Below are 23798 nucleotides of genomic sequence, written 5' to 3' on the forward strand. Positions count from 1 at the left end.
CTCGGGACGAGGGAGTGCGGGCGGTACGGATAAAGTGGATAGGGCGGTCAGGCCACCGGGATCAGCGGGTCGGCGGCGGCCAGGGCGGCACGACGGTCGGCGGCCGGCGGGTAGATCCACACGGTGTTGATCTGCGTCTTGAGCTCCTTGGCCTCGGCCTTCACCAGCTTCAGCTGGCGGTCCCAGCCTTCGGTGTACACGGCGCCCCAGGCGCCCAGGTCGAGGCAGGTGACGTACTTGGGCTGGCGGTACTGGGTCGGGGCGACGCCCAGCAGGTCGGCGGCGGCGTTGTTGCCGGCATGGCGGCCGAGGCTGATGGCGTGCTGGCAGGACATCACCGCGAAGTTGCCGATGTCGTCAGTGGCGGCGTAGGCCACGTCGCCGGCGGCGAAGACGTTCTGCAGGCCTTGCACCTTGAGGTTGCCGTCCACGTGCAGGCGGCCCTGGCCATCGCGCTGGGCGGTGAGCTGCTCGGTCAGCGCGCTGGCGCGGAAGCCCACGGTCCAGATCACCGTCTGGCTCTCGATGTGGCGGCCATCGGCGAGGGTCACACCGTTGGCGTCCACGGCGGCGACCGTGGCGCCGGTGATCCATTCGATGCCCAGGCTGTCGGAGGCCTCGATGATCGACGGGCGGATGCCATCGCCCATCACCGCGCCGATGCGCTCGCCGCGGTCGACGATGACCACCCGTACGTCCTGGTCCTCGCCCAGCACGGCGCGCAGTCGGGCCGGCATTTCGGTGCCGGTCTCGATGCCGGTGAAGCCGCCGCCGGCGATCACCACGGTGTTGCGTGCACGGCTGGCGGGCTGGTTGCGCAGCGACATCAGGTGGCTTTCCAGGTGCGCCGCCGATTCGATCTGGTCGACGTCGAAGGCATGTTCCTTCAGGCCCGGCACCGGCGGACGGGACAGCTGGCTGCCGCTGGCCAGGACCAGGCGGTCGTAGCTCAGCTCGCCGGTGCGGCCGGTTTCGTCGCGGTAGCCGACCTTGCGGGCCTGCTCGTCGATGCTCTCGGCGGTGCCCTTGACGAAGCGCACGCCCACGGCCTCGAACAGCTCGGTCAGCGGAGCAAACATGCTGTGCACATCGGGTTCATAGAAGCGCGGGCGGATGCGCAGTTCGGCCTGCGGCGCCAGCAGGGTGATCTCCACATCGTTGTTGCCGTGCATGTCCAGCAGGCGGGCGGCGCTCAGTGCGCTCCACAGTCCACCGAAGCCCGCGCCAATAACCAGAAGTTGCTGTTTCATCATGTGCTCCTGACTCGAATGGATGAATTGCCTTGAAGTAATTGCTTCAAGTTCGGCGTGACGCTGACGGGTAGTTGCAAACCGCGGTTCGCGTTGTTCTGTCTGCAGTCGTCCGCTGTGAATCCATGCTAGGGAGGAGAACTTCCGAGCGCACTTCTACATCGGTGTGCGGGAATTACGCATGTGTCGAGGAGAACTATACGAAGGTATCGAAGGGGAACCGTGCGCCGTGCTTTTCCGTGCGCAAGCTGAAGTGGGGAATAACCTGGCGGGGATTTGGTGTTCAGGCTTTCGGAAGCAGGGCGGTCTCGATGCAGTCGAGCAGTTGTTCGGCCTCGAACGGCTTGGGCAGGCAGGCGATGACACCGGGCATGGCTGTGTTGATACGCGGTTTTTCGCCGGGGTAGGCGGTCATGAAAATCACCGGAAGGTCCAGGCCACGGCTGCGCAGCGCTTCATAGAGCTCCACGCCGCACATGCCCGGCATCTGGATATCGGAGATCAGGCAGCTGGCCAGTTCCGGGCCATCCGAGTCGAGGAACGCGCGGGCCCCGTCGTAGGTGCGCGCCAGGTAGCCGGTGGCGCGCAGCAGGCCTTCCAGCGCGGTGCGCAGGGACTCGTCGTCGTCGACTACTGCAATGACAGCCTTGTTGCGCATTTGCGTCTTTTGCATCCTCTGCGGCGCTCGTGGCGGCGCCTGCCGTACTTGCAAGATACGCCGTCGAACCAGTCGGAGAAGTATACCTAGGTATAGTCGGGCAACACCTGGGTATGGATATTCCGGCTGGCAGTCTGAGGTGAGTGATATTCGCGGCAGGAAGTTGAGCGGAACAATACCCAGGTATTAGTTCGGATAACCAACGGGTGGCGATATTGCACCCATGTACAACTGACGCAGTGATTACGCCTGAATAATCTGAAACTACATCGCAAGCCTGGAGACGTGAACGGGCCTAGCGAAAGGCAGTTCGGATGCAACTTTCACCAGGCGGGCGAAACCATGAACAGAAATGACCTGCGACATGCCGACATCAACTTGCTTGTTGTTTTCGAAACCATGATGCGCGAGCGCAACGTGACCCGGGCAGGCGAACGCCTGTTCCTCTGCCAGACCACCGTCAGCAGCGCGCTTAACCGTTTGCGGACGATGTTCGACGACCCGCTGTTCATCCGCAGCGGGCGGGCGATGGAGCCCACCGCGCGGGCCGAGGAAATCCACGTGCGCCTGGGGCCAGCCCTGGAAGGCATCGCCCTGGCGCTGAGCTGCGCAAGGGAGTTCGACCCGCGCACCAGCGAGGAGACCTTCCACGTTGGGCTGTGCGACGAAGTCGAGTACGCGCTGCTGCCTCGGTTGATGCAGCAGCTGCGTGCCGAGGCGCCGAACATCACGCTCGTCGTACGGCGGATCGATGCGCTGCAACTGCCGCAGCTGCTGGTTGCCGGGGATATCTCCCTGGGCATCGGCCACGCGCAGGAGCTGCCGGCCAGCGCCCACTGCCGCAGCCTGCGCCCGGTGCAGCCGATGCTGCTGCGCGCCGATTCGGCGGCGGCGCCGGTGAGCCTCGACGAATTCTGCCGGCGGCCCCATGTGGCGGTGTCCGCCCTGGGCAAGGTGACCGACGACGTCGACCGCGCCCTGGCGCGCCATGACCGGCAGCGCCGGGTGGTGCTGGCGGTGCCGCAGTTCAGCGCCTTGCCGGCGCTGCTGGCCGGCAGCGACATGCTCGCCATCGTGCCCGACTACGTGGCCCAGGCGATGGCGCGGGTGGAAGGCCTGCGTGCCGAATACGCACCGCTGCCGCTGTCCAGCCCGGACCTGTCCCTGGCCTGGCGCGGCACCAGCCATGCCGACCCGCGCGAGCGCTGGCTGCGCACGTTCTTTGCCCGCCACCTGGAGCAGCAGCCGGAGCGTACGCTGGCGCTGGCCGTGGCCTGAGCGGAGCAGACTCAGCGGCTGAAGCGGCTGCGGTAGTCGCGCGGGGAGATCGACAGGTGGCGCTGGAAGGTGCTGCGCAGCCTTTCCTCGTCGGCGAAGCCGCAGGCGCGGGCGATCTGCTCGATGTTGCGCGAGGAGTTTTCCAGCAGGCGTTTCGCCGCTTCCAGGCGGAACAGTTCGATGGCCTTGGCCGGCGTGCGTCCGGTGCGTTCCTTGTACACGCGGGAGAAGTTGCGCAGGCTCATCCTGGCCTGTTCGGCCAGGCGCTCCACGGTCAGGTCCGCGTCGCCCAGGTTCTCCGCCAGCCACAGGTGCAGCTCGTCGAAGGCCGGGCTGTCCTGGGTCTGCAGCTGCAGCAGGGTGCTGTACTGCGCCTGCCCGCCGGGGCGCTTGAGGTAGACCACCAGTTCGCGCGCCGCCTGCATGCTGACCTCGCGGCCGCAGTCGGCTTCCACCAGCGCTAGCGCGAGATCGATGCCGGCGGTGACCCCCGCCGAAGTCCACACCGCACCCTGCTGGATGAAGATCGCGTCGGCGTCCACCTCCAGGGCCGGGAAGCGCTGTTGCAGGGTGTCGCACAGGGCCCAGTGGGTCGCGGCACGGCAACCGTCGAGCAGCCCGGCCTTGGCCAGCAGGAAGGCGCCGCTGCACACCGAGGCCACCCGGCGCACCTTGGGCGCCGCATGGTTCAGCCAGGTCGCCAGCTCGCCGTGGCTGTCGAGGGTTTCGCCGATGTCCGGGGCGCCGGGCACGACCAGGGTGTCGACTGCGACGAGGTCCAGTTCATCCAGCACGCTGGTGTCCACCGACAGTCCCTCCACGGTGCTCACCAGCCCGCCGCGCAGGCTCGCCGTCAGCAGCCGGTAGCCGGGCAGGCCGCGCTGGGCCAGGGCCTTGCTGGCGGCCCAGAACACGGTCTGGGCGCCGCTCAGGTCGAGCAGGCCCATCTGCGGGTAGGCGACGAAGACGACGCTGATCGGTGTCGTCGCGGGGAGTGGGTAAGGGGGAGCCAAGGCGCTTGCCATCGGGGTTCTGCCTGTTCGGGTGGCCGGTCGAAAGTGGGCCGCAGGTGTGGCCGATATTCAGGGGTTTCTGGCCTGGCGGCGCTTCGCTGCGCCAGGCTAGCCTTGCTCGCAGCAGTGTCATGGCGCGCATTATGGCCAAAATCCCGAAGGCACTGGTCCGGCCCCCATGATCCCGGCCCCCCATGACTACTGGGCTGGCGCTTTGCCGCGGGCCCCATCATGGACTAGATTTTTTGACCTGCACACCGCGAGTGTGGCGGTCCCCCCAGGAGGCAAGATGAGCTCGTCGGCGCATAGCAATCAGCCGCAAGGCCCGAAGGAACCGGTGGTCTATGTGGTCGATGACGACGAGTCCATGCGCCTCGCCCTCGACGGCCTGTTGCGCTCCATCGGCCTGCAGGTGCAGACCTTCGATTCCACCCAGGCTTTTCTGTCCTTTGCCCGACGAGAGGTGCCTAGCTGCCTGGTGCTCGACGTGCGCCTGCGCGGCGAGAGCGGTCTGGCCTTCCAGGAGCAGATGGAGAAGAGCGGGGTGCGCATGCCCATCGTGTTCATGACCGGCCACGGCGATATCGCCATGACGGTCAAGGCCATGAAGGCCGGCGCCGTGGACTTCCTCGCCAAGCCCTTCCGCGACCAGGACATGCTCGACGCAGTGGCCAGCGCCCTGGCCCGCGATGGTGAACGGTTGCAGGCCGAGCATTCCGGCGCGGCGCTGCGCCAGGCCTTCGAGGCGCTGACCGCACGTGAACGCGAAGTGCTGCGCTTCGTCGTGGCGGGCTTGATGAACAAGCAGATTGCCGCCGAGCTCAACCTCAGCGAAGTGACCGTGAAGGTGCACCGTGGCCAGGTGATGAAGAAGCTGGCTGCGCGCTCGGTCGCCGATCTGGTGCGCATGGCCGAGGCCCTGGGCGTCGAGCCGTTGCAGCGGACGACCTGAGGGCCGTTTGCAAGACAGTCGCTGGCCACCACTCGGGGGCAGCAGAAACCCCTTCAGAGGTTGCCGAGCCGATGGCCAGCAAACAGAAGATCCTGTGGGACGACGGCGAGCGGGTGTTCTGCCGCTCCCGCCCATCCGGCGGCGGTGACGACGGCGCCAGCGTGTTGCTGGTGCGCCCGGCCGCCGAGCATCCGTTGCCCGCCACGCTGGAGCGGCTGGCCCACGAATTCAGTCTGCGCGACGAACTGCACAGCGCCTGGGCGCTGCGCCCGCAGGCGCTGCACCGCGAGGGCGGCAAGACCCGCCTGCTGCTCGATGACCCCGGCGGCGAGCCGTTGTCCCGCCTGCTGCGCCAGCCGCTGGAAACCGCAACCTGCCTGCGCCTGGGCGTGGACATCGCCGTGGCGCTGCGCCACCTGCACCAGCGCGGCCTGGTACACAAGGACCTCAAGCCCAACCACATCCAGGTCAACTGCAGCGACGGCCAGGCGCGCCTGACCGGCTTCGGCCTGGCCTCGCGGTTGCCGCGCGAACGCCAGGCGCCCGAACCGCCGGAGACCATCGCCGGCACCCTGGCCTACATGGCGCCGGAACAGACCGGGCGGATGAACCGCTCCATCGACTCGCGCAGCGACCTCTATGCGTTCGGCGTGGTGCTCTACCAGATGCTCACCGGCACGCTGCCATTCACCGCCAGCGACCCGATGGAATGGGTGCACTGCCACATCGCGCGCAAGCCGCTGCCGCCCGGCGAACGGGTCGCCGGCGTGCCGCCGATGCTCTCGCAGATCGTCCTCAAGCTGCTCGCCAAGACCGCCGAGGAGCGCTACCAGAGCGCCGCCGGCGTCGAGCACGACCTGCGCCGCTGCCTGGACGACTGGCAGAGGGCAGGGCACATCGAACCTTTCAGCCTGGACGAGCAGGGCACGCCCGACCGCCTGCTGGTCCCCGAGAAACTCTACGGCCGCGAGCGTGAGGTGGAGGTGCTGGTCGAGGCCTTCGCGCGCATCGTCGCCAGCAGCAAGCCCGAGCTGGTGCTGGTGTCGGGCTATTCGGGGATCGGCAAGTCCTCGGTGGTCAACGAGCTGCACAAGGTGCTGGTGCCACCGCGTGGGTTGTTCGCTTCCGGCAAGTTCGACCAGTACAAGCGCGACATTCCCTACTCGACGCTGGTGCAAGCGTTCCAGGGGCTGGTGCGCACGCTGCTGGGCAAGAGCGGCGAAGTACTGGAGGGCTGGCGCAGCGCACTGCTGGAGGCGCTGCAGCCCAATGCCCGGCTGATCACCGACCTGATTCCCGAGCTGCGCCTGATCATCGGCGAGCAGCCGCCGGTGCCGGAGCTGGAGCCGCAGCAGGCGCAGCGCCGCTTCCTGCTGGTGTTCCGCCGCTTCATCGGCGTGTTCGCCAGTGCCGATCACCCGCTGGCGCTGTTCCTCGACGACCTGCAATGGCTGGATGCGGCGACCCTCGACCTGCTGGAAGACCTGCTCACCCATTCGGAGCTGCGCCACCTGATGCTGGTGGGCGCCTACCGCGACAACGAGGTGGATGCCAGCCATGCGCTGACGCGCAAGCTGCAGGCCATCCGCCAGGCCGGCGTGCGCATCGACGAGATCCGCCTGGCGCCGCTGGCCCGCGCGCATATCGAACAGTTGATCGCCGAGGCCCTGCGCTGCCCGCCGCCGAGCATCGTCGCGCTGGCCCGGCTGGTGCAGGACAAGACCGCCGGCAACCCGTTCTTCGTCATCCAGTTCCTCCAGGCGCTGGCCGAGGAGGAACTGCTGACCTACGACCACGAGGCCCGGCGCTGGCGCTGGGAACCGGAGCGCATCCACGCCAAGGGCTATACCGACAACGTCGTCGACCTCATGCTCGGCAAGCTCGCGCGCCTGCCGCTGGAAACCCGCCAGGCCCTGCAGCAGCTCGCCTGCCTGGGCAACGTGGCGCAGATCGATACCCTGGCGACCGTGCTCGACCTGCCGCCGGCGAGGGTCCACTCGATTCTCTGGCCGGCGGTGCGCCAGGAACTGGTGGAGCGCCTGGAGGGCGCCTGCGCTTTCGCCCACGACCGTATCCACGAGGCGGCCTATTCGCTGATCGCCGAAACCGCTCGTGCCGAGGCGCACCTGCGCATCGGTCGCCTGCTGGCCGAGCAGACGCCGGCAGAGCGGCGCGAAGAGGCGATCTTCGAGATCGTCGGCCAGCTCAACCGCGGCGCCCGGCTGATCGAGACCCGCGCCGAGCGGGAACAGCTGGCCGAGTACAACCTGCTGGCCGGTCAGCGCGCCAAGGCGTCCAGTGCCTACAGCTCGGCGCTGGCCTATCTGCGCGCCGGGATGGAGCTGCTCGACGGCGATTGCTGGGAGCGTCGCCACGACCTGTGCTTCGCCCTGGAACTCGACCGCGCCGAGTGCGAATTCCTCACCGGCCAGCTGGTGCAGGCCGACGCGCGCCTGACCGCGCTGACGCCGCGCGCGGCCACTACGGTCGAGCAGGCGGCGGTGGCCTGCCTGCAGATGGACGTGTGCCTGTTGCAGGACCGCAGCGACCGGGCCGTCGCCGTGTGCCTGGCGTACCTGCAGGCGGTCGGTATCCAGTGGTCGGCGCACCCCGGAGATGAGCAGGTGCGCGAGGAATACCAGCAGATCTGGGCGCAGCTGGGCGAGCGCAGCATCGAGCAGCTGATCGACCTGCCGCTGATGGAGGATGCCGCTTCCCTGGCGACCCTCGATGCTCTCGGTAAGCTGTTCGCCCCGGCCCTGCAGAGCGACGCCAACCTCGCCAGCCTGACCATCTGCAAGGCGGTCAGCCTGAGCCTGGAGTGGGGCAACTGTGACGCCTCGTGCATGCTCTATGCGAACGTGGGAAGGATCGCCGGTCGCCGCTTTGGTGACTACGAAGCCGGCTATCGCTTCGGCCGCCTGGGCTGCGACCTGGTCGACCGGCGCGGGCTGAATCGCCATGAAGCGCGCACCTACCTGTGCTTCTCGATGTTCGTCGCGCGCTGGATGCGCCCGGTGCGCGAGTGCCGGGAATTGCTGCGCCGGGCCTTCGTCGCGGCCAACCGCGTCGGCGACCTGGCCTATGCCGCCTATGCCGGCAACGGCCACATCGCCGATGTGCTGTTCCTCGGCGAGCCGCTGGCGCAGGTGCACGAGGAGGCCGAGCAGGGCCTGGCCTATGCGCAGAAGGTGCGCTTCGGCCTGGTGGTGGATTTCATCAGCACGCAGCTGGCGCTGATCCGCACGCTGCGCGGGCAGACCCCGACCTTCGGCTGTTTCGACGATGAGCTGTTCGACGAGGCGCGCTTCGAAGCGCACCTGGACAGCACGCCGGGCCTGGCACTGGCGGCGGCCAAGTACTGGATACGCAAGCTGCAGGCGCGCTGCATGGTCGGCGATTACGCTGCGGCCCTGCGCTGCGTGGCGCGGGCGAAGGCGCTGCTGTGGGTGGTGGAGACCTTTACCGAAGAGTCCGAATATCACTTCCACGCTGCGCTGACCCTGGCCGCCACTGTCGATTCCGTGGCGGCCGATGAACAGCCTGAGCGCCTGCGGGAGCTGGCCGTGCATCACGCGCAGCTGCAGGAGTGGGCGCAGCAGTGCGCGGAATCCTTCGCCTGCCGGGTGGCTCTGGTGGGGGCGGAAATCGCCCGGATCGAAGGGCGGCTGGTCGACGCGGAACTGCTTTACGAAGAGGCCATCCGCCAGGCGCAGGACAACGGCTTCGTGCAGGTCGAGGCGCTGGCCAACGAGCTGGCGGGGCGTTTCTATGGCGCGCGCGGCCTGGCCAAAATCGCCCGCGTCTACCTGCAGGACGCGCGTTACGGCTACCTGCGTTGGGGCGCCGACGGCAAGGTGCGGCAGCTTGAGGGGCGGCATCGCTACCTGCGCAACGAGGAGCCCGCGCCGGGCCCTACCGCGACCATCGCCACCCCGGTGGAACACCTGGACCTGGCCACGGTGCTCAAGGTGTCCCAGGCCGCCTCGGGGGAGATCGTCCTGGAGAAGCTGATTGACATGGTGATGCGCACCGCCATCGAACAGGCCGGTGCGGAGCGCGGCGTGCTGGTCCTTGCCGATGCGGGCGAGCCGCGTATAGCGGCGCAGGCGACTGTCGGCGACGGCACGATGCTGTTGTGCAACGAGCCGATCAGCGCGGCCGCGCTGGCCGAAACGGTGCTCTACCAGGTGCTGCGCACCGGCGAAAACCTGTGCCTGGACGACGCCATGGTCGATCCGGCCTTCACCACCGATCCCTATGTCCGCCAGCACGGCGCGCGTTCGATTCTCTGCCTGCCGCTGCTGAACCAGGCCAAGCTCACCGGCGCGCTGTACCTGGAGAACAACCTCTCGGCCGGCGTGTTCAGCCCGGCGCGGATTGCCGTGCTGCGGCTGCTGGCCTCGCAGGCGGCGATCTCGCTGGAGAACGCGCGACTGTACCGCGATGCCGCCGAGCGCGAGGCGAAGATTCGCCGGCTGGTGGACGCCAACATCATCGGCATCATCGTCTGGAGTGCGGGCGGCGAAATAGCCGAAGCCAACGACGCCTTCCTGCGCATGGTCGGCTACGAGCGCGACGACCTGCTTTCCGGCCGCGTGCGCTGGCACGACATGACGCCGCCGGAATCCCTGGCCATGAGTCAGGCGCATCTTGCGACGGCCATTCGGACCGGGCATGCGCAGCCCTTCGAGAAGGAATACATCCGCAAGGACGGCAGCCGCGTGCCGGTGATCGTCGGCCTGGCGGCCTTCGAGGCCAGCCTGCAGGAAGGGGTGGCCTTCGTGCTCGACCTTACCGAGCGCAAGCAGGCCGAGGAGCGGGTGCGCGAGGGCGAGCGGCGCTATCGCGAGGTGCAGACGGAACTGGCCCACGCCAACCGCGTGGCGACCATGGGGCAGCTGGCGGCGTCCATCGCCCACGAGGTAAACCAGCCGATTGCCGCCACCGTGACCAATGCCAACGCCGCCCTGCGCTGGCTGGGTGCGCAGCCGCCGGAGCTGGGCGAAGTCAGCCAGGTGCTGGGGCGCATCATCAAGGACGCCAACCGTGCCGCCGAGGTGCTGGGGCGCATCCGCCAGCTGATCCGAAAGACCCCGCCACAGCGGCAGCCGGTGGACGTCAGTGCAGCGCTGCGCGAGATGGTCGAGTTCACTCGTGGTGAGGCGGCCAAGTCCGGCGCCGTGGTACGCGTCGAACTGGCCGACGGCTTGCCGGAAGTGGAGGGCGATCGCGTCGAACTGCAGCAGGTGATGCTCAACCTGATCGTCAACGCCCTGGAAGCCATGGGCGGCGTGCCTGCCGGTGAGCGTCACCTGCTGGTCAGCTCCGAGTACGACGAGGGCGGCGTATGGGTGAGGGTGTGCGACAACGGGCCGGGCTTCGCCGAGGGCAATGCCGACCTGCTCTTCGCGCCGTTCTACACCACCAAGGCCACCGGCATGGGCATGGGGCTGTCGATCTGCCGCTCGATCATCGACAGCCATGGCGGCCGTCTCTGGGCCAGCGCCAACCAGCCCCGTGGCGCGGTGGTGCAGTTCACTTTGCCGGCGCATCCAGCGACGGACACCTGAAGAAGCGAAAGGGGCTTGACCTTGACACTAGCGTCAAGCCCCCAGAGTGCTCCCCATCGGAGGTCGATATGCAAATCGGAGAGCTGGCCCTGCGCGCCGGCGTCAGTACACGTGCGCTTCGCCATTACGAGTCGAAGCAGCTGATCGAGTCGGCGCGGCTGGACAACGGCTACCGCGACTACGCCGCGGCCATGGTGCAGCGCGTGCTCTGGGTGCGCGAGCTGCTCGAATGCGGCTTCAGCACCCGGCAGATCCACGGCCTGCTGCAGTACCTGGAGGAAGAAGAGGACAGCGAAGGCTTCCTCGCCTGCCTGCAGCAACACCTGGAAAAGCTGGTGGCCCTGGATGCACTGCAGGCCCAGCTGGCCGAACGTCGCGAACGCCTGGCGGAAAAGATCGAGCGCTACCTGCCGCTGCACGAGGGCCTGCTGCGTGTTCCCGATTTGCGACCTCCCGAACGAGCTCATGCACAAGCCACGTTGGAGAGATGATGGGAAAGCTAAGCAACAAGGTCGCCCTGGTCACGGGCGGCAACAGCGGTATCGGCCTGGCCACCGCGCAACGATTCGCCCTGGAAGGTGCCGAGGTGGTCATCACCGGGCGCCGTCGGGACGTGCTGGACGAGGCGGTCGGGCTCATCGGTGAAAACGCCGTGGGCATCTGCGCCGATGCCAGCCGGCTGGAGGACCTGGATGCGATGTACCGGCAGATCGGCGAACGCTTCGCCCGGCTCGACGTGCTGGTCGCCAACGCCGGCGTCATCCGCCCGGCTGCGGGCGATCAGGTCGATGAACAGCAGTTCGACGAGCAGTTCGATATCAACGTCAAGGGCGTCTTCTACACCATCCAGAAAGCGCTGCCGCTGCTGCGTGATGGCGGCTCCATCGTGCTGGTGTCGTCCATCGCCCACCTGAAGGCGCTGGAGGCCCACGTGGTCTATGCGGCGACCAAGGCCGCGGTGCGCTCCTTCGCCCGCAGCTGGGCGGCAGAACTCAAGGGCCGCAACATTCGCGTCAACTGCCTGAGCCCCGGCCCGGTGCTGACGCCGATCATTGGCAAGATGGGCATCGGCGAGGCGCAGTTCGGCGCGTTCGAGAAGCAGCTGGCGGGGCTGATTCCGCTGGGCCGCCTCGGTCGCCCGGAAGAGTTGGCGAACGCCGCGCTGTTCCTCGCGTCGGACGACAGCAGCTTCATCACCGGTGTCGACCTGTGCGTTGACGGCGGGCTGTCGCAGCTCTGAACGGAAAAAGGCCCGGAGCGAGTCGCTCCGGGCCTTTGCATTCCAGCGATTTCAGCCCTTGATAAAGGCCAGCAGGTCCGCGTTGATGGTCTCGGCGTGGGTGGTGCACATGCCGTGGGGCAGGCCGGGATAGGTCTTCAGGGTGCCGTGGCGTAGCAGCTTGATCGACAGGCGCGCGGAGTCGTCGATGGGGACAATCTGGTCGTCCTCCCCATGCAGCACCAGGGTCGGCACGGCGATCTGCTTCAGGTCTTCGCTGAAATCGGTTTCCGAGAAGGCCGCAATGCAGTCGTAGTGGGCCTTGGCGCCGCCGTTCATGCCCTGGCGCCACCAGTTGTCGATCACCGCGGCGGAGACCTTCGCGCCCGGCCGGTTGAAGCCGTAGAAGGGGCCCGCCGCGACATCGCGGTAGAAGTTCGCACGGCTGGCGGCGAGCGCGTCGCGGAAGCCGTCGAACACCTTCAGCGGCAGGCCGCCGGGGTTCTTCGCGGTTTGCAGCATGAGCGGCGGTACGGCGCCGATCAGCACCGCCTTGGCGACACGGCCGGAGCCATGCCGCGCGACGTAGCGGGCAACCTCGCCACCGCCGGTGGAGTGGCCGATGTGCACGGCGTTCTTCAGGTCCAGGTGCGCCGCCAGTTCCGCCAGGTCCGCGGCGTAGGTGTCCATGTCGTTGCCTTTGTCGGTCTGCGTGGAGCGACCGTGACCACGGCGGTCATGGGCGATCACGCGGTAGCCTTTGGCGAGGAAGAACAGCATCTGGTTGTCCCAGTCATCCCCCGAGAGCGGCCAGCCGTGGTGGAACACGATGGGCTGCCCGCTGCCCCAGTCCTTGTAGAACAGCTCGGTGCCGTCGCGCAGGGTGAGGTAGCCCGACCCTTGCTCCTTGCGCCGCGAACCCGTGGCGGCCAGGGCCTGGGCAGCGCTCGCCTGGCCCGCCAGCAGGGGGACGGCCACCGCCAGGGTGGCGGCGGCTACGCCTGCGCTCATCAGGGCGCGGCGGGTGGTTCCTTGGGTCTCGTCGGTCATGGTGAAAGCTCTCGTCAGGGGACCGCTTGCGCGGCGAATGGGGACCGGTCCGATCCGGGTTCGAAGCGACCTTTCTGATCGCCAGGAAGGCCGGATTGCCGGTAGGCAAACCCTATTCGTCGGGCAGGGTGGCTCACCATCGTCCATGGGTATCGCGCCGCCATACTTAGGTTTCGCCAGGGAGCACTGCGCAGCCAACGCGTTCACGCCGACTCATCGGCATACCGGGCATGGCCGTCGACGGTCTGGCCAGATTGCTGCGCCGGGCGATTGATTTGCCGCTGTCGGGATTGCGTCGCAAGAGCTTCGTCATTCGACCACTTCCTGACGCAGGACGTATTCGTAAGCGACCAACTTGTCTGAAAACGACAAGTCCGAATCAGCGGTGGACCTGAGCGTCTTCTCATGGAATATTAAAAATATATTTTTGATATTTCAAAGAAGCGAAGGCCCCTGATGGACAACCAGAAGAAACCCCGCAAGAGCGATTCCGCCTACGACGGCCTGCGCTCGGCGATCATCCGTGCGGAGCTCGAACCCGGTTCGCTGATCGAAGAGCGCGAGATGATGGAGCGCCTCGACATCGGCCGCACGCCCCTGCGCGAAGCGCTGCAGCGCCTGGCCCAGGAAGACCTGGTGCTGGCCGTGCCGCAACGCGGCTACTTCGTCTCGTCCACTTCGGCCAGCGATTTCTTCCAGCTCAACGAATTCCGCGAGCACTCCGAAGTGCTGGCCTGCCGCAACGCCGCCGTGCGCATCACCGACGCGCAGCTGGCTGCGCTCAAGGACATCCTCGACGAGGCGCGCGCCGGTGTTGCCGCACGCATCATGGAGACCGACTGGCACCTGGGTATCGATGAGCGCGTACACAAGCTGATCGCCGAGGCCAGCGGCAACCGCTACCTGGTGCAGGCGCTGAATCGCCTGTACGCGCTGTCGGTGCGCAGCCTGTATGTGGCGCGGGTTCCGGTGACGCTGATTTACGACGAGCTGGAGAACTTCGACGCCATCTACGCCGCGCTCGCCGCCCACGACCCGGAGGCCGCCGAGCAGGCGATCCGCCGCCACCTCGACGTTCCGGCGGTGCAGTCGGTGCCGGCCGGCAAGCGCGGCCCGTCGTCCTCGGGCAACCCGCAATCGGCCGACCAGTCATGAACCCGCGCAGCCACCGCCTGGTCACGCTGGCCATGCTCACGCCGTCGCTGGTGATGAGCGTGCTGCTGCTGGCCTTGCCCTTCCTCATCATCGTCGCCTACAGCTTCGCCCCGCGCGATGCCTACGGCGGCGTGGTCAGCGGGTTCAGCCTGGACAGCTACCGCATGCTGTTCCAGCCGATGTACCTGCCGATCTTCTTCAACTCGCTGAAGATCGCCCTGTACTCCACCGTGGTCTGCCTGCTGGTGGGCTACCCGATTGCCTACTACCTGGCGTTCCGCGCGCAGCGCTACGCGACCCTGCTGCTGGCGCTGCTGCTGATCCCGTTCTGGGTCGACTTCATGATCCGTGTGTCGAGCTGGATGGTGCTGATGGGCCGCAACGGGCTGATCAACGAGACGCTGCAGGCGCTGGGCCTGATCGACTCGCCGCTGCGCCTGCTGGGCACCTACGGCGCGGTGATGGTGGGCATGCTCTACGCCTTCCTGCCGGCCACCGTGCTGCCGATCTACTCGGCACTCAGCCCGATCGACCGACGCCTCATGGAAGCCGCCGCCGACCTCGGCGCGGGGCCGGTGGAAACCTTCTGGCGCACCACCTTCCCGCTGTCGTTGCCGGGGGTGATGGCCGCGGTGCTGTTCGTCTTCGTGCCGGCCATGGGGGTGTACGCCATTCCCGTCCTGCTCGGGGGCGGCAAGAGCATCATCATCGGCAACCTGATCGTCCAGCTGTTCCTGGAGTTCCGCAACATCCCCCTGGGCGCGGCGGTTTCGGTGGTCCTGCTGGGCTTCTCGTTCGTCATCACGCTGTTGTACATGCGCCTGCTCAACCGCATCGAGGAGGCTCGCTCATGAATGCCCGCCTGAACGACGCCGGCAGCCGCCTGGCTGGCCTCTACGTGCCGCTGGTGACGCTGCTCGGCTATGTCTTCCTGTTCGCGCCGCTGGTGGTGCTGGTGATCTATTCGTTCAACAGCGGCCGCTCCACGGTGAACTTCGAGGGCCTGTCGCTGGCCTGGTACGCCGAGGCATTCAACGACCGTGGCCTGCGCAACGGGCTGGTGGTCAGCGCCATCGTCGCGCTGGCTTCGGCCGTGCTCAGCGCGGCCATCGGTACCAGCGCCGCGCTGGCGGTGGTGAAGCGGGATTTTCGTGGCAAGAATCTGTTCTCCACGCTGATCATCGCGCCGCTGATCCTGCCGGAAATCGTTCTCGCCGTCGGCCTGCTGGTGTCCACCGTCGCCGCTGGCATCAGCCTGGGTTACCTGACGCTGATCGCCGGCCACCTGCTGATCTCGGTGCCGTTCACCTTCCTGATCGTGCGGGCCTCGGCCAGCACCCTCAACCCGCGCCTGGACGAAGCCGCGGCCGACCTGGGCGCCACCGGCGCGCAGACCTTCCTGCGGGTGACCCTGCCGTTGCTGTTGCCGGCCATCCTCTCGGGGATGCTGCTGTCGGCGGTGGTGTCATTCGACAACTTCGTCATGTCGACCTTCGTTTCCGGTGTGGGCACCACGCCCTTGCCGCTGCAGATCTACTCGATGCTCAAGTCAGGGCTGACTCCGAAGATAAATGCGCTCGGCACCGTACTGATCGCACTGAACGTCCTGGTGGTGGCCGTCGTGCTGCGCCGGTTCATGAAAACCATACGTTGATCTGCCCCTTACCGAGCTATTCACCTGAGGATGTATCGATGTCGCGTCTTACAACAAAACTCATGCTGTCCGCCGCCATCCTGGCCGGCAGCGCGCAACTCCAGGCCGCCCAGAGCCTGCACATCTACGCCTGGTCCAGCGAGCTGCCGCAGGAGATTCTCGATGATTTCAGCAAGAAGACCGGGATCGACGTCAGCCTGGACACCTTCGACAGCAACGAGACGCTGATCGCCAAGCTCTCGGCTGGCGCCTCGGGTTACGACCTGATCGAGCCGTCGCAGTACGCGGTGCAGATTCTCGCCAACAAGGGCCTGGTGGAGGAGCTCGATCACCAGCGCCTGCCGGGGCTGGCCAATCTCTCCGAGACCTTCCGCCAAGTCAGCTACGACGTCGGCAACAAGTACAGCGTGCCCTACGTCTGGGGTACCACCGGCCTTGCCTACAACGACGAGTGCGTGAAGACCCCGATCACCAGCTGGAAGGCCCTGTGGGACCCAGCCTATTCCGGACGCATCTACATGCTCGACAACATGCTCTCGGCCTACATCGCCGCCATGCAGGTGAACGGCTTCCGTTCCGGCAGTGATGACAAGGCCGAAGTGGAGAAGGCCACCGCCTCGCTGATCGAGCAGAAGAAGATTCTCGGCGGCTACAACAGCACCAACTTCGCCGACCTTGTCGCCTCCGGCGAGGCCTGCGTGGTGCAGGCCTACAACTCCAACATCAGCCAGATCACCGCGCAGAACCCCCATGTGCACTACGTGATTCCCGACGAGGGCGGCTCGATGTGGATCGACAGCCTGGCGATCCCCAAGAACGCTGCGAACCGCGAGGCCGCCTACGCCTTCATCGACTACCTGCTGCAGCCGGAAGTCGCCGCCAAGGCCGCGACCCTGAGCAAGGCCGCTACCACCGTCGGCGCCGCCAAGGCATTGCTGCCGGCGGAAGTGTCCGGCAATGCCGCCATCTACCCCGACGAGGAGCGCCTGAAAAAGGCCGACTTCATCCTCGACCTGGGCAAGGCGACCCAGCTCTACCAGGACGGCTGGACCCGCGTGAAGACCGCGCAGTGACGCAAGCCTTGTAACGCTCGCTCCGGGGAGCAGCCGCTCCCCCAAACCCCGTAGTACGGAGATAGCCCGTGAGTACTCTCACCCAGGCCCGCCCCCCCTTTGCCATCGAATTGCAGAACGTCTGCAAGACCTTCATGAGCGATGCCAAGGGCGAGCCGGAATATGCCGTGAATTCGGTGAACCTGCAGATCCGCGAGGGTGAGTTCTTCACCTTCCTCGGCCCCTCGGGCTGCGGCAAGACCACCACGCTGCGGATGATCGGCGGCTTCGAGCTGCCCAGCAGCGGCACCATCCTGCTCGAAGGGCAGGACGTCTCGAACCTGCCGGCGCACCGCCGCAACATCAACACGGTATTCCAGAGCTACGCGCTGTTCCCGCATCTCTCGGTGCTGGACAACGTGGCCTTCGGCCTGGCGGTCAAGCGCGTGCCCCGCGGCGAACGCCGCGAGCGGGCGATGAAGGCGCTGGAGCTGGTCCGCATGGGCCACGCCGCCGACCGCCGACCTTCGGCGCTCTCCGGCGGCCAGCAGCAGCGTATCGCCCTGGCCCGTGCGCTGGTCAACGAGCCGGCGGTGCTGCTGCTCGACGAACCCTTCGGCGCACTGGACATGAAGCTGCGCCGGGAGATGCAGCTGGAGGTCAAGGAGATGCAGCGGCGCCTGGGCATCACCTTCATCTTCGTCACCCATGACCAGGAAGAAGCGCTGACCATGTCCGACCGCATCGCCGTGATGAGCGGCGGCCACGTGCAGCAGGTCGACGACCCGGTCGGTATCTACGAGCGCCCCTGCAACCGCTTCACCGCTGGCTTCATCGGCGAGATGAACATGCTCCAGGCGCAGCACGCGGACGGCCGCCTGCACGCCGGCGGCGCGCACATCCCCCATGCCCGTGAAGTCGACGGCAGCGCGCCGCTGACCCTCGCCATGCGCCCGGAAGCCCTGCAGCTGGGCGGCTCCAGCCAGAGCGACCACGTGGTCTTCGACGGCACCCTGGGCGAGGCCATCTACATCGGCTCCGACCGCCGCTACGCCGTGCACCTGCCCGGCGGCGAACACCTGCTGGTGCGGGTCCCCAACCCGGCCAGCGCACAGCCGCTGCAACTGCGCAGCGGCGACCCGGTACAGGTCAGCTGCCCGCTCGCGGCGCTGCACTTCCTCCAGCACTGATCACTTAATTCTGAACACCTAGTTCTGAACACCTAATTCTGAAGACTGAACCGAGATGACCATGTCGATACGCTCCTACCGCATCAACCTGATGCCCGCCCAGCTGGACCCGAACCTGATGGCGCGCTTCGCCCAGGTGGAGGCCGCCACCGTCGGCCACTACCTGCACGACCGCTTCATGCGCAACGACCTGCGCCCGCTGCTGGCCGGCCCGCGCGTGGCCGGCACGGCCGTCACCGTGTCCATCGCCGGCGCCGACTCCACGCTGCTGTACCACGCCATGGACCAGGTGCGCCCCGGCGACGTGCTGGTGATCGACCGTGGCCAGGATGAACGCCATGCCGCCTGGGGTGGCTTCATGGCCGCCGTGGCGAAAGTGCGCGGGCTGGCCGCGGTGATCGTCGACGGCATGGTCACCGACCCGGCCGCGATCATCGAAGCCGGCGTGCCGACCTGGGCCCGCGGCGTGTCGCCGATCACCACCAAACTGTTCAACTTCGGTGGCGGCTTCAACATTCCGGTGAGCTGCGGTGGCGTCAGCGTCAGCCCAGGCGACGCGGTGCTGGCCGATGACTGCGGGATTCTCGTGGTCCCCGCCGACCAGGTCGCCGGCATCGCCGACGTGGCCCTGGCCGACCAGGCCGACGAAGGCACCTGGGTCAAGCGCATCCAGGCCGGCGCGCGCCTGCAGGACCTGGTGGACATCCAGGCGATGATCGCTGAACGCAACCGCCTGGACGAGGTGAGCCATGGCTGAGGCACTGCAGAAACTGGCCTTCTGGCTGTCCACCCCGCACCAGGCAATGCTCGAAATCGCCCAGGAGATCGGCTACCGCCACGTGGTGCTGGACATCGAGCACGGCCTGTTCGACCTCGAAGCCCTCGACCGCACCGTGGCCCTGGCCCGCGCCCTGGGCCTGACCGTGCACGGCAAGGTGCTCGGCCCGCAGACCATTCCGATCCAGCAGGCGCTGGATATCGGCTGCCACAGCGTGATCATTCCGCACATCGGTGAGCTGGAGCATGCCCGCGAAGTCACCCGTGCGGCCAAGTACCCGCCGCTGGGCATCCGCAGCTTCTCCGGCACGCGTCCGGCCGGCTATGGCGGGGCAGGGCAGGCCTACTTCGATGGCGAGAACGCCAAGACCCGCTGCTACCCGATGATCGAGTCCGCCGCCGCGCTGCTGGACATCGAGGCAATTCTTGCGCTGCCGACCGTCGACGGCGTGTTCGTCGGCCCCAGTGACCTGTCGCTGGACCGCGGACGCGGCGCCTACAGCTTCAGCGATGCCGACCGCGCCGACCTGCAGCGCATCGCCACCGCCTGCGCCCAGGCCGGCAAGCCCTGGATCATGCCGGCCTGGACCGACGCCGAGCGCATCTATGCCCAGGAGCTGGGCGCCGAACTGCTGATCGTGATCGACGAATACGGCTCCCTGAAATGGGGCCTGAGCGAAGCCGCCCGTTAACTCCACGTCTATTGAAGAGAGCTGCAAATGTCTGAATCCATGTCCTGCGGAAGCAAACTCATGCATCTGCTGCGCGCCTACGACATCGACACGGTGTTCGGGATGCCCGGCGTGCACACCCTGGAAGCCTACCGCGGGATGAACGCGGCCGGCATCCGCCACATCGGCGTGCGCCACGAGCAGGGCGCCGGGTTCATGGCCGACGGCTATGCGCGGGTGTCCGGCAAGCCCGGCGTGTGCCTGGTGATCAGCGGGCCGGGCGTGACCAACGCCGCCACCCCCATCGGCCAGGCCTACTCCGACAGCGTGCCGGTACTGATGATCACCAGTGTCGGCGCCACTACCGACGCCGGCATGGGCCGTGGCCGCCTGCACGAGGTCACCGACCAGTCGCGCATCACCGAACCGCTGACCGCCTTCTCGGCCATCGCCAACGACCCGATCCAGGTGCGCGAATACGTTGCCCGCGCCTTCGCGCTGTTCGAAAGCGAGCGGCCGCGCCCGGTGCACCTGTCGATTCCGCTGGATGTGTTCAAGCAGATCGATGCCGACCCGGTACAGCGCCGTCGTGTGCGCCAGCGCCTGGCCGCCGATGCCGGCGCCGTGGCCGAAGCCGTGACGCTGCTGAAGGCCGGGCGCCGCCCGCTGATCATCGCCGGTGGCGGCAGCCTGGGCGCTGCCGATGCACTGCGCCAGCTGGCCGAAATCCTCGGCGCCGCCGTGGTGCCGACCATTGCCGGCAAGGGCGTGTTGCCCGACAGCCACCCGCGCATTCTCGAAGCCACCATCGACCGCGAGGCTACCCAGGCGCTGATTGCCGGCGCCGACGTGGTGCTCTGCGTCGGCACCGAGCTGGCCGAACCGGACCACTGGCTGCAGGGCATCCTGCCCATGGGCGGGCCGATGATCCGCATCGATATCGACCCGGAAACCCTGGTGCGCGACTACGACACCGCCGTTGCCATCCAGGCCGATGCGGCCCTGGCGGTGCAGGCCATCCTCGATACGTTGGTTGCCGAAGACTTCCGTGGCGAAGGCATCGGCGAAGACGAGATCGCCACCGTGCGTGCTGCCGAGCGCGCTGCCCTGCGCCCCATCGAGCAGCAGCACCTGGAAGTACTGGCGGCGCTGCGCGAAGCCATGCCCGAAGACGGCGTGGTGTTCGCCGACATGACCCAGCTGGCCTATACCGGCTATGCCTTCTACCCCTGCGAGCGGCCGCGCCAGTGGTTCTTCCCGGCCGGCTACGGCACCCTCGGCTACGCGCTGCCGGCGGCCATCGGCGGAAAGATCGCCGCGCCGCACCTGCCGGTGATGGTGATGGTGGGTGACGGCGGCTTCCAGTTCACCCTGCAGGAGCTGGGCACCGCGGTGGAAAACCGCCTGCCGATGGCGGTGATTCTGTGGAACAACGACAGCCTGGCGCAGATTCGCGACGGCATGATCTCCCGCGACATCCCCACCATCGGCGTCAACCAGCACAACCCGGACTTCCTCGGCATCGCCCGCGCCTACGGCTGCCACACCGCCAGCCCGGACAGCCTCGAAGCGCTGATCGCTGCCGTCCGCGCGGCGCATACTGCCGACGGCCCGACCGTGATCGAGGTGCGTGAAAGCGCGCCGTTCCTGAGCGTGCGGCCATGAGCGGGGCAGACGACGTCCGCCTCGACAACTGGCGCACGGTGCCGTACAGCCACCATGCCTTCCGCCACGTCGACGAACTGGTGACCTGCGCCGCCATGCTCCCTTCCGCTGCGCCCCTGGCGCTGCCGGAGGATGCAGCAGCACTGGACCTGCAGGCGATCCGCTTCGATCACCACTGGCGCTCCTGGAGCGTCGATGAAGCCCTGCGCGAAGGCGACACCGACGGCCTGATGGTGCTGCGCCACGGTCTGGTGCTCGGCAGTTATTTCGGCCACGGCCAGACCCCGGCTTGCCGGCACATCGTGTTCTCGGTGAGCAAGTCGATCACCGGTGCGCTGGCCGGCGTGCTGGTGGAGCAGGGCCTGCTCGACCCGGAGAAACCGGTATCGGCCTACCTGCCGTTACCGGCCGGTTCCGCCTATGCCGACTGCAGCGTGCGCCACGTGCTGGACATGAGCGTGGCGATCCGCTTCGTCGAGGACTACCTCGACCCGCTCGGCGACGTGGCGCGCTACCGCGTGGCCATGGCCTGGAACCCGCCGGGTCTGGTGGACGGCAGCGTCGGCCTGATCGACTTCGTCAGCGGCCTGCCGCGTGGCGAGGGCGAGCACGGCCAGCGCTTCCACTATGTCTCGCCCAACAGCGACCTGCTCGGGCGCCTGCTGGAAGTGGCCGGCGGCGCGCCGGTGGCCGAGCTGATCGAGCGCCACCTGTGGCAGCCCATGGGCGCGCAGGACATGGCGCAGATCACCCTCGACAAGCAGGGCGCGGCGCGTACCGCCGGCGGCATCTGCTGCACCCTGGGTGACATGGCGCGCTTCGGCGAGCTGATGCGCAAGGAAGGGCGCCACGGCGAGCAACAGGTGATCCCCGCGCAGTGGGTGCAGGACATTCGCAGCGCCGGCGACCCCCAGGCTTGGGCGCGCGGTGATATGACCGACCTGTTCCCCGAGGCGCGCTACCGCAGCCAGTGGTACTCGCCGACCGGTGCCGACAACGGCGTGTTCTGCGCCATCGGTATCCATGGGCAATGGATCTGGATCGACCCGGCGCGCGGCGTGGTGATCGCCAAGCAGTCGTCCCAGGCGATCCCCGCCGACGACGACCTCGATGCCCTGAACATCGCCCTGTTCCGTGCCCTGAGCCGGGAGGTGGCCAAGTGCTGAATCCGCACCTGCCCGAAGCCGGCCGGCGGCTGAGCTTCTACATCGATGGGCGCTGGCAGGCGGCGTCCGAGCGGCTGCGGCAGACGGTGATCGACCCGTCCACCGAGCTGCCACTGGGCGAGATTGCGATGGGCAATCAGCAGGACGTCGAGCAGGCCGTGCAGGCCGCGCGCCGCGCCTTGCCGGCCTGGGCGGCGAGCAGCCGCGAGGAGCGCCTGGCGCTGCTGCGGCGCATCCTCGAGGTCTACCAGCGCCGCGCCCCGCAACTGGCCGCGGTGCTCAGCCGGGAGATGGGCGCGCCGCTGGGCATGGCCCTGGACAACCAGGTCGCCAGCGGCGCCGCCCACATCGAGGTGATGCTCGATGTGCTGGCCGATTACCGTTTCGTTCGCCGTCGTGGTGCGACCGAGGTGGTGCGCGAAGCGGTTGGCGTGGTCGGCATGATCACGCCGTGGAACTGGCCGCTGAACCAGATTCTCTGCAAGGTGGTGCCGGCCCTGGCGGCCGGCTGCAGCATGGTGCTCAAGCCCAGCGAAGTCGCGCCGTTCAACGCGCTGCTGCTCGCCGAAGTGCTGGACGAGGCGGGTGTGCCGGCCGGCGTGTTCAACCTGGTGAACGGTGACGGCCCGACGGTGGGCGAGGCCTTGGCCCGGCACCCGGACGTGGCGATGATCTCCATCACCGGCTCGACCCGCGCGGGCGTTCTCGTGGCACAGGCCGCATCGGCATCGGTGAAACGCGTGCACCAGGAGCTGGGCGGCAAGTCGGCGAATATCCTGGTCGACGGCGTCGACCTGCAGCAGGCCGTTGCCCAGGGCGTGCGCGAGTGCTTCGACAACAGCGGCCAGTCGTGCAACGCACCCACGCGCATGCTGGTACCGCGCAAGCATTTCGATGCGGCGCTGGCGGTTGCCCGCGAAGCCGCGCTGGCCTTGCGCGTCGGCCCGGCGGATGCGGAGGGCGTTGACCTCGGCCCGGTGGTCAATCAGGCGCAGTTCGCGCGCATCCAGGGGCTGATCGAGTCCGCACTGGAAGAGGGCGTCGAACTGGTCTGCGGCGGGGCGGGGCGGCCCGCTGATCTGGCCGAAGGCTACTTCGTGCGCCCGACCGTGTTCGCCTGCCGCGAGGGCAACCCGCGTATCGCTCGCGAGGAAGTCTTCGGCCCGGTGCTCACCCTGCAGCCCTATGACCATCTGGACGAAGCCGTTGCACTGGCCAACGACAGCCCCTACGGCCTGGCCGCCTACGTGCAGTGCGCCGATCCTGCGCTGGCCCGGCAACTGGCCGCGCGGCTGCACGCCGGCAACGTCTACCTCAACTACCCGCAGTGGGACCCCTATGCGCCTTTCGGTGGTGTCGGCCAGTCCGGCAACGGCCGCGAGTACGGCGAATACGGGCTGGATGATTTCACCGAAATCAAGGGGATCGTCGGCGTCACCTGATCCCCTCGACCGCTAGTACCCCATAACAACAAG

Annotated in this window: 19 protein-coding genes; 15 read left to right on the top strand and 4 right to left on the bottom strand. The window is 67.5% G+C overall.

The annotated features are described in order from the left end of the window. Window positions 1-47 precede the first annotated feature (47 nt). Both QO207_RS22645 and QO207_RS22650 read right to left on the bottom strand, forming a co-directional pair. The gene (locus QO207_RS22645) at window positions 48-1250 is read right to left on the bottom strand and encodes an NAD(P)/FAD-dependent oxidoreductase (RefSeq protein ID WP_301534539.1); all 1203 of its coding nucleotides are present in this window, start codon (window positions 1248-1250) and stop codon (window positions 48-50) included. Window positions 1251-1533: 283 nt separating this feature from the next. Further along, window positions 1534-1923: a response regulator transcription factor gene (locus QO207_RS22650; protein WP_301534540.1), complete on the bottom strand. Its 390-nt coding sequence runs from the start codon at window positions 1921-1923 to the stop codon at window positions 1534-1536. Window positions 1924-2250: 327 nt separating this feature from the next. Between QO207_RS22650 and QO207_RS22655 the strand changes: the two genes are divergently transcribed. Then, the gene (locus QO207_RS22655; protein ID WP_301534541.1) at window positions 2251-3186 is read left to right on the top strand and encodes a LysR family transcriptional regulator; all 936 of its coding nucleotides are present in this window, start codon (window positions 2251-2253) and stop codon (window positions 3184-3186) included. Between the two features lie 11 nt (window positions 3187-3197). Here QO207_RS22655 and QO207_RS22660 read toward each other — a convergent pair whose 3' ends face one another. Continuing rightward, a complete protein-coding gene (locus tag QO207_RS22660) occupies window positions 3198-4211 on the bottom strand; it encodes a GlxA family transcriptional regulator (protein WP_301534542.1) in 1014 nt (337 codons plus the stop codon). A gap of 277 nt (window positions 4212-4488) precedes the next feature. On the opposite strand from QO207_RS22660, the gene QO207_RS22665 reads away from it, so the two are divergent. The 4 genes from QO207_RS22665 (at window position 4489) to QO207_RS22680 (ending at window position 11964) form a co-directional block, all read left to right on the top strand. Beyond that, window positions 4489-5151, top strand: coding sequence for a response regulator transcription factor (locus QO207_RS22665; protein WP_301534543.1), 663 nt, complete (start codon window positions 4489-4491; stop codon window positions 5149-5151). Window positions 5152-5222: 71 nt separating this feature from the next. Further along, complete coding sequence (locus QO207_RS22670) at window positions 5223-10724, top strand: AAA family ATPase (protein ID WP_301534544.1); 5502 nt, start codon at window positions 5223-5225, stop codon at window positions 10722-10724. A 68-nt stretch (window positions 10725-10792) separates the two neighbouring features. Continuing rightward, window positions 10793-11215 carry a MerR family transcriptional regulator gene (locus tag QO207_RS22675; RefSeq protein ID WP_301534545.1) on the top strand — a complete coding sequence of 141 codons (423 nt, stop codon included), beginning with the start codon at window positions 10793-10795 and terminating at the stop codon, window positions 11213-11215. After that, complete coding sequence (locus tag QO207_RS22680) at window positions 11215-11964, top strand: SDR family NAD(P)-dependent oxidoreductase (protein WP_301534546.1); 750 nt, start codon at window positions 11215-11217, stop codon at window positions 11962-11964. Before QO207_RS22675 ends, QO207_RS22680 begins: the two co-directional genes overlap by 1 nt. A 51-nt stretch (window positions 11965-12015) precedes the next feature. On the opposite strand, the gene QO207_RS22685 is transcribed toward QO207_RS22680, so the two are convergent. Then, complete coding sequence (locus QO207_RS22685; protein ID WP_301534547.1) at window positions 12016-12993, bottom strand: alpha/beta fold hydrolase; 978 nt, start codon at window positions 12991-12993, stop codon at window positions 12016-12018. 456 nt (window positions 12994-13449) lie between these two features. Here QO207_RS22685 and QO207_RS22690 point away from each other — a divergent pair, with 456 nt between their 5' ends. From QO207_RS22690 to QO207_RS22735, 10 genes are all read left to right on the top strand, one after another. Further along, window positions 13450-14148 (top strand): GntR family transcriptional regulator, encoded by a 699-nt coding sequence (locus QO207_RS22690; protein WP_301534548.1) that lies wholly within the window; start codon window positions 13450-13452, stop codon window positions 14146-14148. After that, a complete protein-coding gene (locus QO207_RS22695; protein WP_301534549.1) occupies window positions 14145-15002 on the top strand; it encodes an ABC transporter permease in 858 nt (285 codons plus the stop codon). The genes QO207_RS22690 and QO207_RS22695 overlap by 4 nt, the downstream gene beginning before the upstream one ends. Then, window positions 14999-15802 (top strand): ABC transporter permease, encoded by an 804-nt coding sequence (locus tag QO207_RS22700; protein WP_301534550.1) that lies wholly within the window; start codon window positions 14999-15001, stop codon window positions 15800-15802. Before QO207_RS22695 ends, QO207_RS22700 begins: the two co-directional genes overlap by 4 nt. 38 nt (window positions 15803-15840) lie before the next feature. Beyond that, complete coding sequence (locus tag QO207_RS22705; protein WP_301534551.1) at window positions 15841-16875, top strand: PotD/PotF family extracellular solute-binding protein; 1035 nt, start codon at window positions 15841-15843, stop codon at window positions 16873-16875. 68 nt (window positions 16876-16943) lie between these two features. Further along, on the top strand, window positions 16944-18044 hold the full coding sequence (locus QO207_RS22710; protein ID WP_301534552.1) for an ABC transporter ATP-binding protein: 1101 nt from the start codon (window positions 16944-16946) through the stop codon (window positions 18042-18044). Window positions 18045-18105: 61 nt separating this feature from the next. Next, on the top strand, window positions 18106-18801 hold the full coding sequence (locus tag QO207_RS22715; RefSeq protein ID WP_301534553.1) for an RraA family protein: 696 nt from the start codon (window positions 18106-18108) through the stop codon (window positions 18799-18801). After that, window positions 18794-19513 (top strand): HpcH/HpaI aldolase/citrate lyase family protein, encoded by a 720-nt coding sequence (locus QO207_RS22720; protein WP_301534554.1) that lies wholly within the window; start codon window positions 18794-18796, stop codon window positions 19511-19513. Before QO207_RS22715 ends, QO207_RS22720 begins: the two co-directional genes overlap by 8 nt. Before the next feature lie 39 nt (window positions 19514-19552). Then, window positions 19553-21157, top strand: a complete 1605-nt coding sequence (locus tag QO207_RS22725; protein WP_301534597.1) for a 5-guanidino-2-oxopentanoate decarboxylase — start codon at window positions 19553-19555, stop codon at window positions 21155-21157. Continuing rightward, window positions 21154-22323, top strand: a complete 1170-nt coding sequence (locus QO207_RS22730; RefSeq protein ID WP_301534555.1) for a serine hydrolase — start codon at window positions 21154-21156, stop codon at window positions 22321-22323. Before QO207_RS22725 ends, QO207_RS22730 begins: the two co-directional genes overlap by 4 nt. Next, the gene (locus QO207_RS22735; protein ID WP_301534556.1) at window positions 22317-23765 is read left to right on the top strand and encodes an aldehyde dehydrogenase family protein; all 1449 of its coding nucleotides are present in this window, start codon (window positions 22317-22319) and stop codon (window positions 23763-23765) included. Before QO207_RS22730 ends, QO207_RS22735 begins: the two co-directional genes overlap by 7 nt. The last annotated feature ends 33 nt before the right edge of the window (window positions 23766-23798 follow it).

The sequence above is a fragment of the Pseudomonas sp. CAN1 genome (assembly GCF_030462585.1).
Taxonomy (GTDB): domain Bacteria; phylum Pseudomonadota; class Gammaproteobacteria; order Pseudomonadales; family Pseudomonadaceae; genus Pseudomonas.

Coding starts and splice junctions, on each gene's coding strand:
- QO207_RS22645 (WP_301534539.1), bottom strand. CDS start 1,250: ATGAAACAGCAACTTCTGGTTATTGGCGCGGGCTTCGGTGGACTGTGG.
- QO207_RS22650 (WP_301534540.1), bottom strand. CDS start 1,923: ATGCAAAAGACGCAAATGCGCAACAAGGCTGTCATTGCAGTAGTCGAC.
- QO207_RS22655 (WP_301534541.1), top strand. CDS start 2,251: ATGAACAGAAATGACCTGCGACATGCCGACATCAACTTGCTTGTTGTT.
- QO207_RS22660 (WP_301534542.1), bottom strand. CDS start 4,211: ATGGCAAGCGCCTTGGCTCCCCCTTACCCACTCCCCGCGACGACACCG.
- QO207_RS22665 (WP_301534543.1), top strand. CDS start 4,489: ATGAGCTCGTCGGCGCATAGCAATCAGCCGCAAGGCCCGAAGGAACCG.
- QO207_RS22670 (WP_301534544.1), top strand. CDS start 5,223: ATGGCCAGCAAACAGAAGATCCTGTGGGACGACGGCGAGCGGGTGTTC.
- QO207_RS22675 (WP_301534545.1), top strand. CDS start 10,793: ATGCAAATCGGAGAGCTGGCCCTGCGCGCCGGCGTCAGTACACGTGCG.
- QO207_RS22680 (WP_301534546.1), top strand. CDS start 11,215: ATGGGAAAGCTAAGCAACAAGGTCGCCCTGGTCACGGGCGGCAACAGC.
- QO207_RS22685 (WP_301534547.1), bottom strand. CDS start 12,993: ATGACCGACGAGACCCAAGGAACCACCCGCCGCGCCCTGATGAGCGCA.
- QO207_RS22690 (WP_301534548.1), top strand. CDS start 13,450: ATGGACAACCAGAAGAAACCCCGCAAGAGCGATTCCGCCTACGACGGC.
- QO207_RS22695 (WP_301534549.1), top strand. CDS start 14,145: ATGAACCCGCGCAGCCACCGCCTGGTCACGCTGGCCATGCTCACGCCG.
- QO207_RS22700 (WP_301534550.1), top strand. CDS start 14,999: ATGAATGCCCGCCTGAACGACGCCGGCAGCCGCCTGGCTGGCCTCTAC.
- QO207_RS22705 (WP_301534551.1), top strand. CDS start 15,841: ATGTCGCGTCTTACAACAAAACTCATGCTGTCCGCCGCCATCCTGGCC.
- QO207_RS22715 (WP_301534553.1), top strand. CDS start 18,106: ATGTCGATACGCTCCTACCGCATCAACCTGATGCCCGCCCAGCTGGAC.
- QO207_RS22720 (WP_301534554.1), top strand. CDS start 18,794: ATGGCTGAGGCACTGCAGAAACTGGCCTTCTGGCTGTCCACCCCGCAC.
- QO207_RS22725 (WP_301534597.1), top strand. CDS start 19,553: ATGTCCTGCGGAAGCAAACTCATGCATCTGCTGCGCGCCTACGACATC.
- QO207_RS22730 (WP_301534555.1), top strand. CDS start 21,154: ATGAGCGGGGCAGACGACGTCCGCCTCGACAACTGGCGCACGGTGCCG.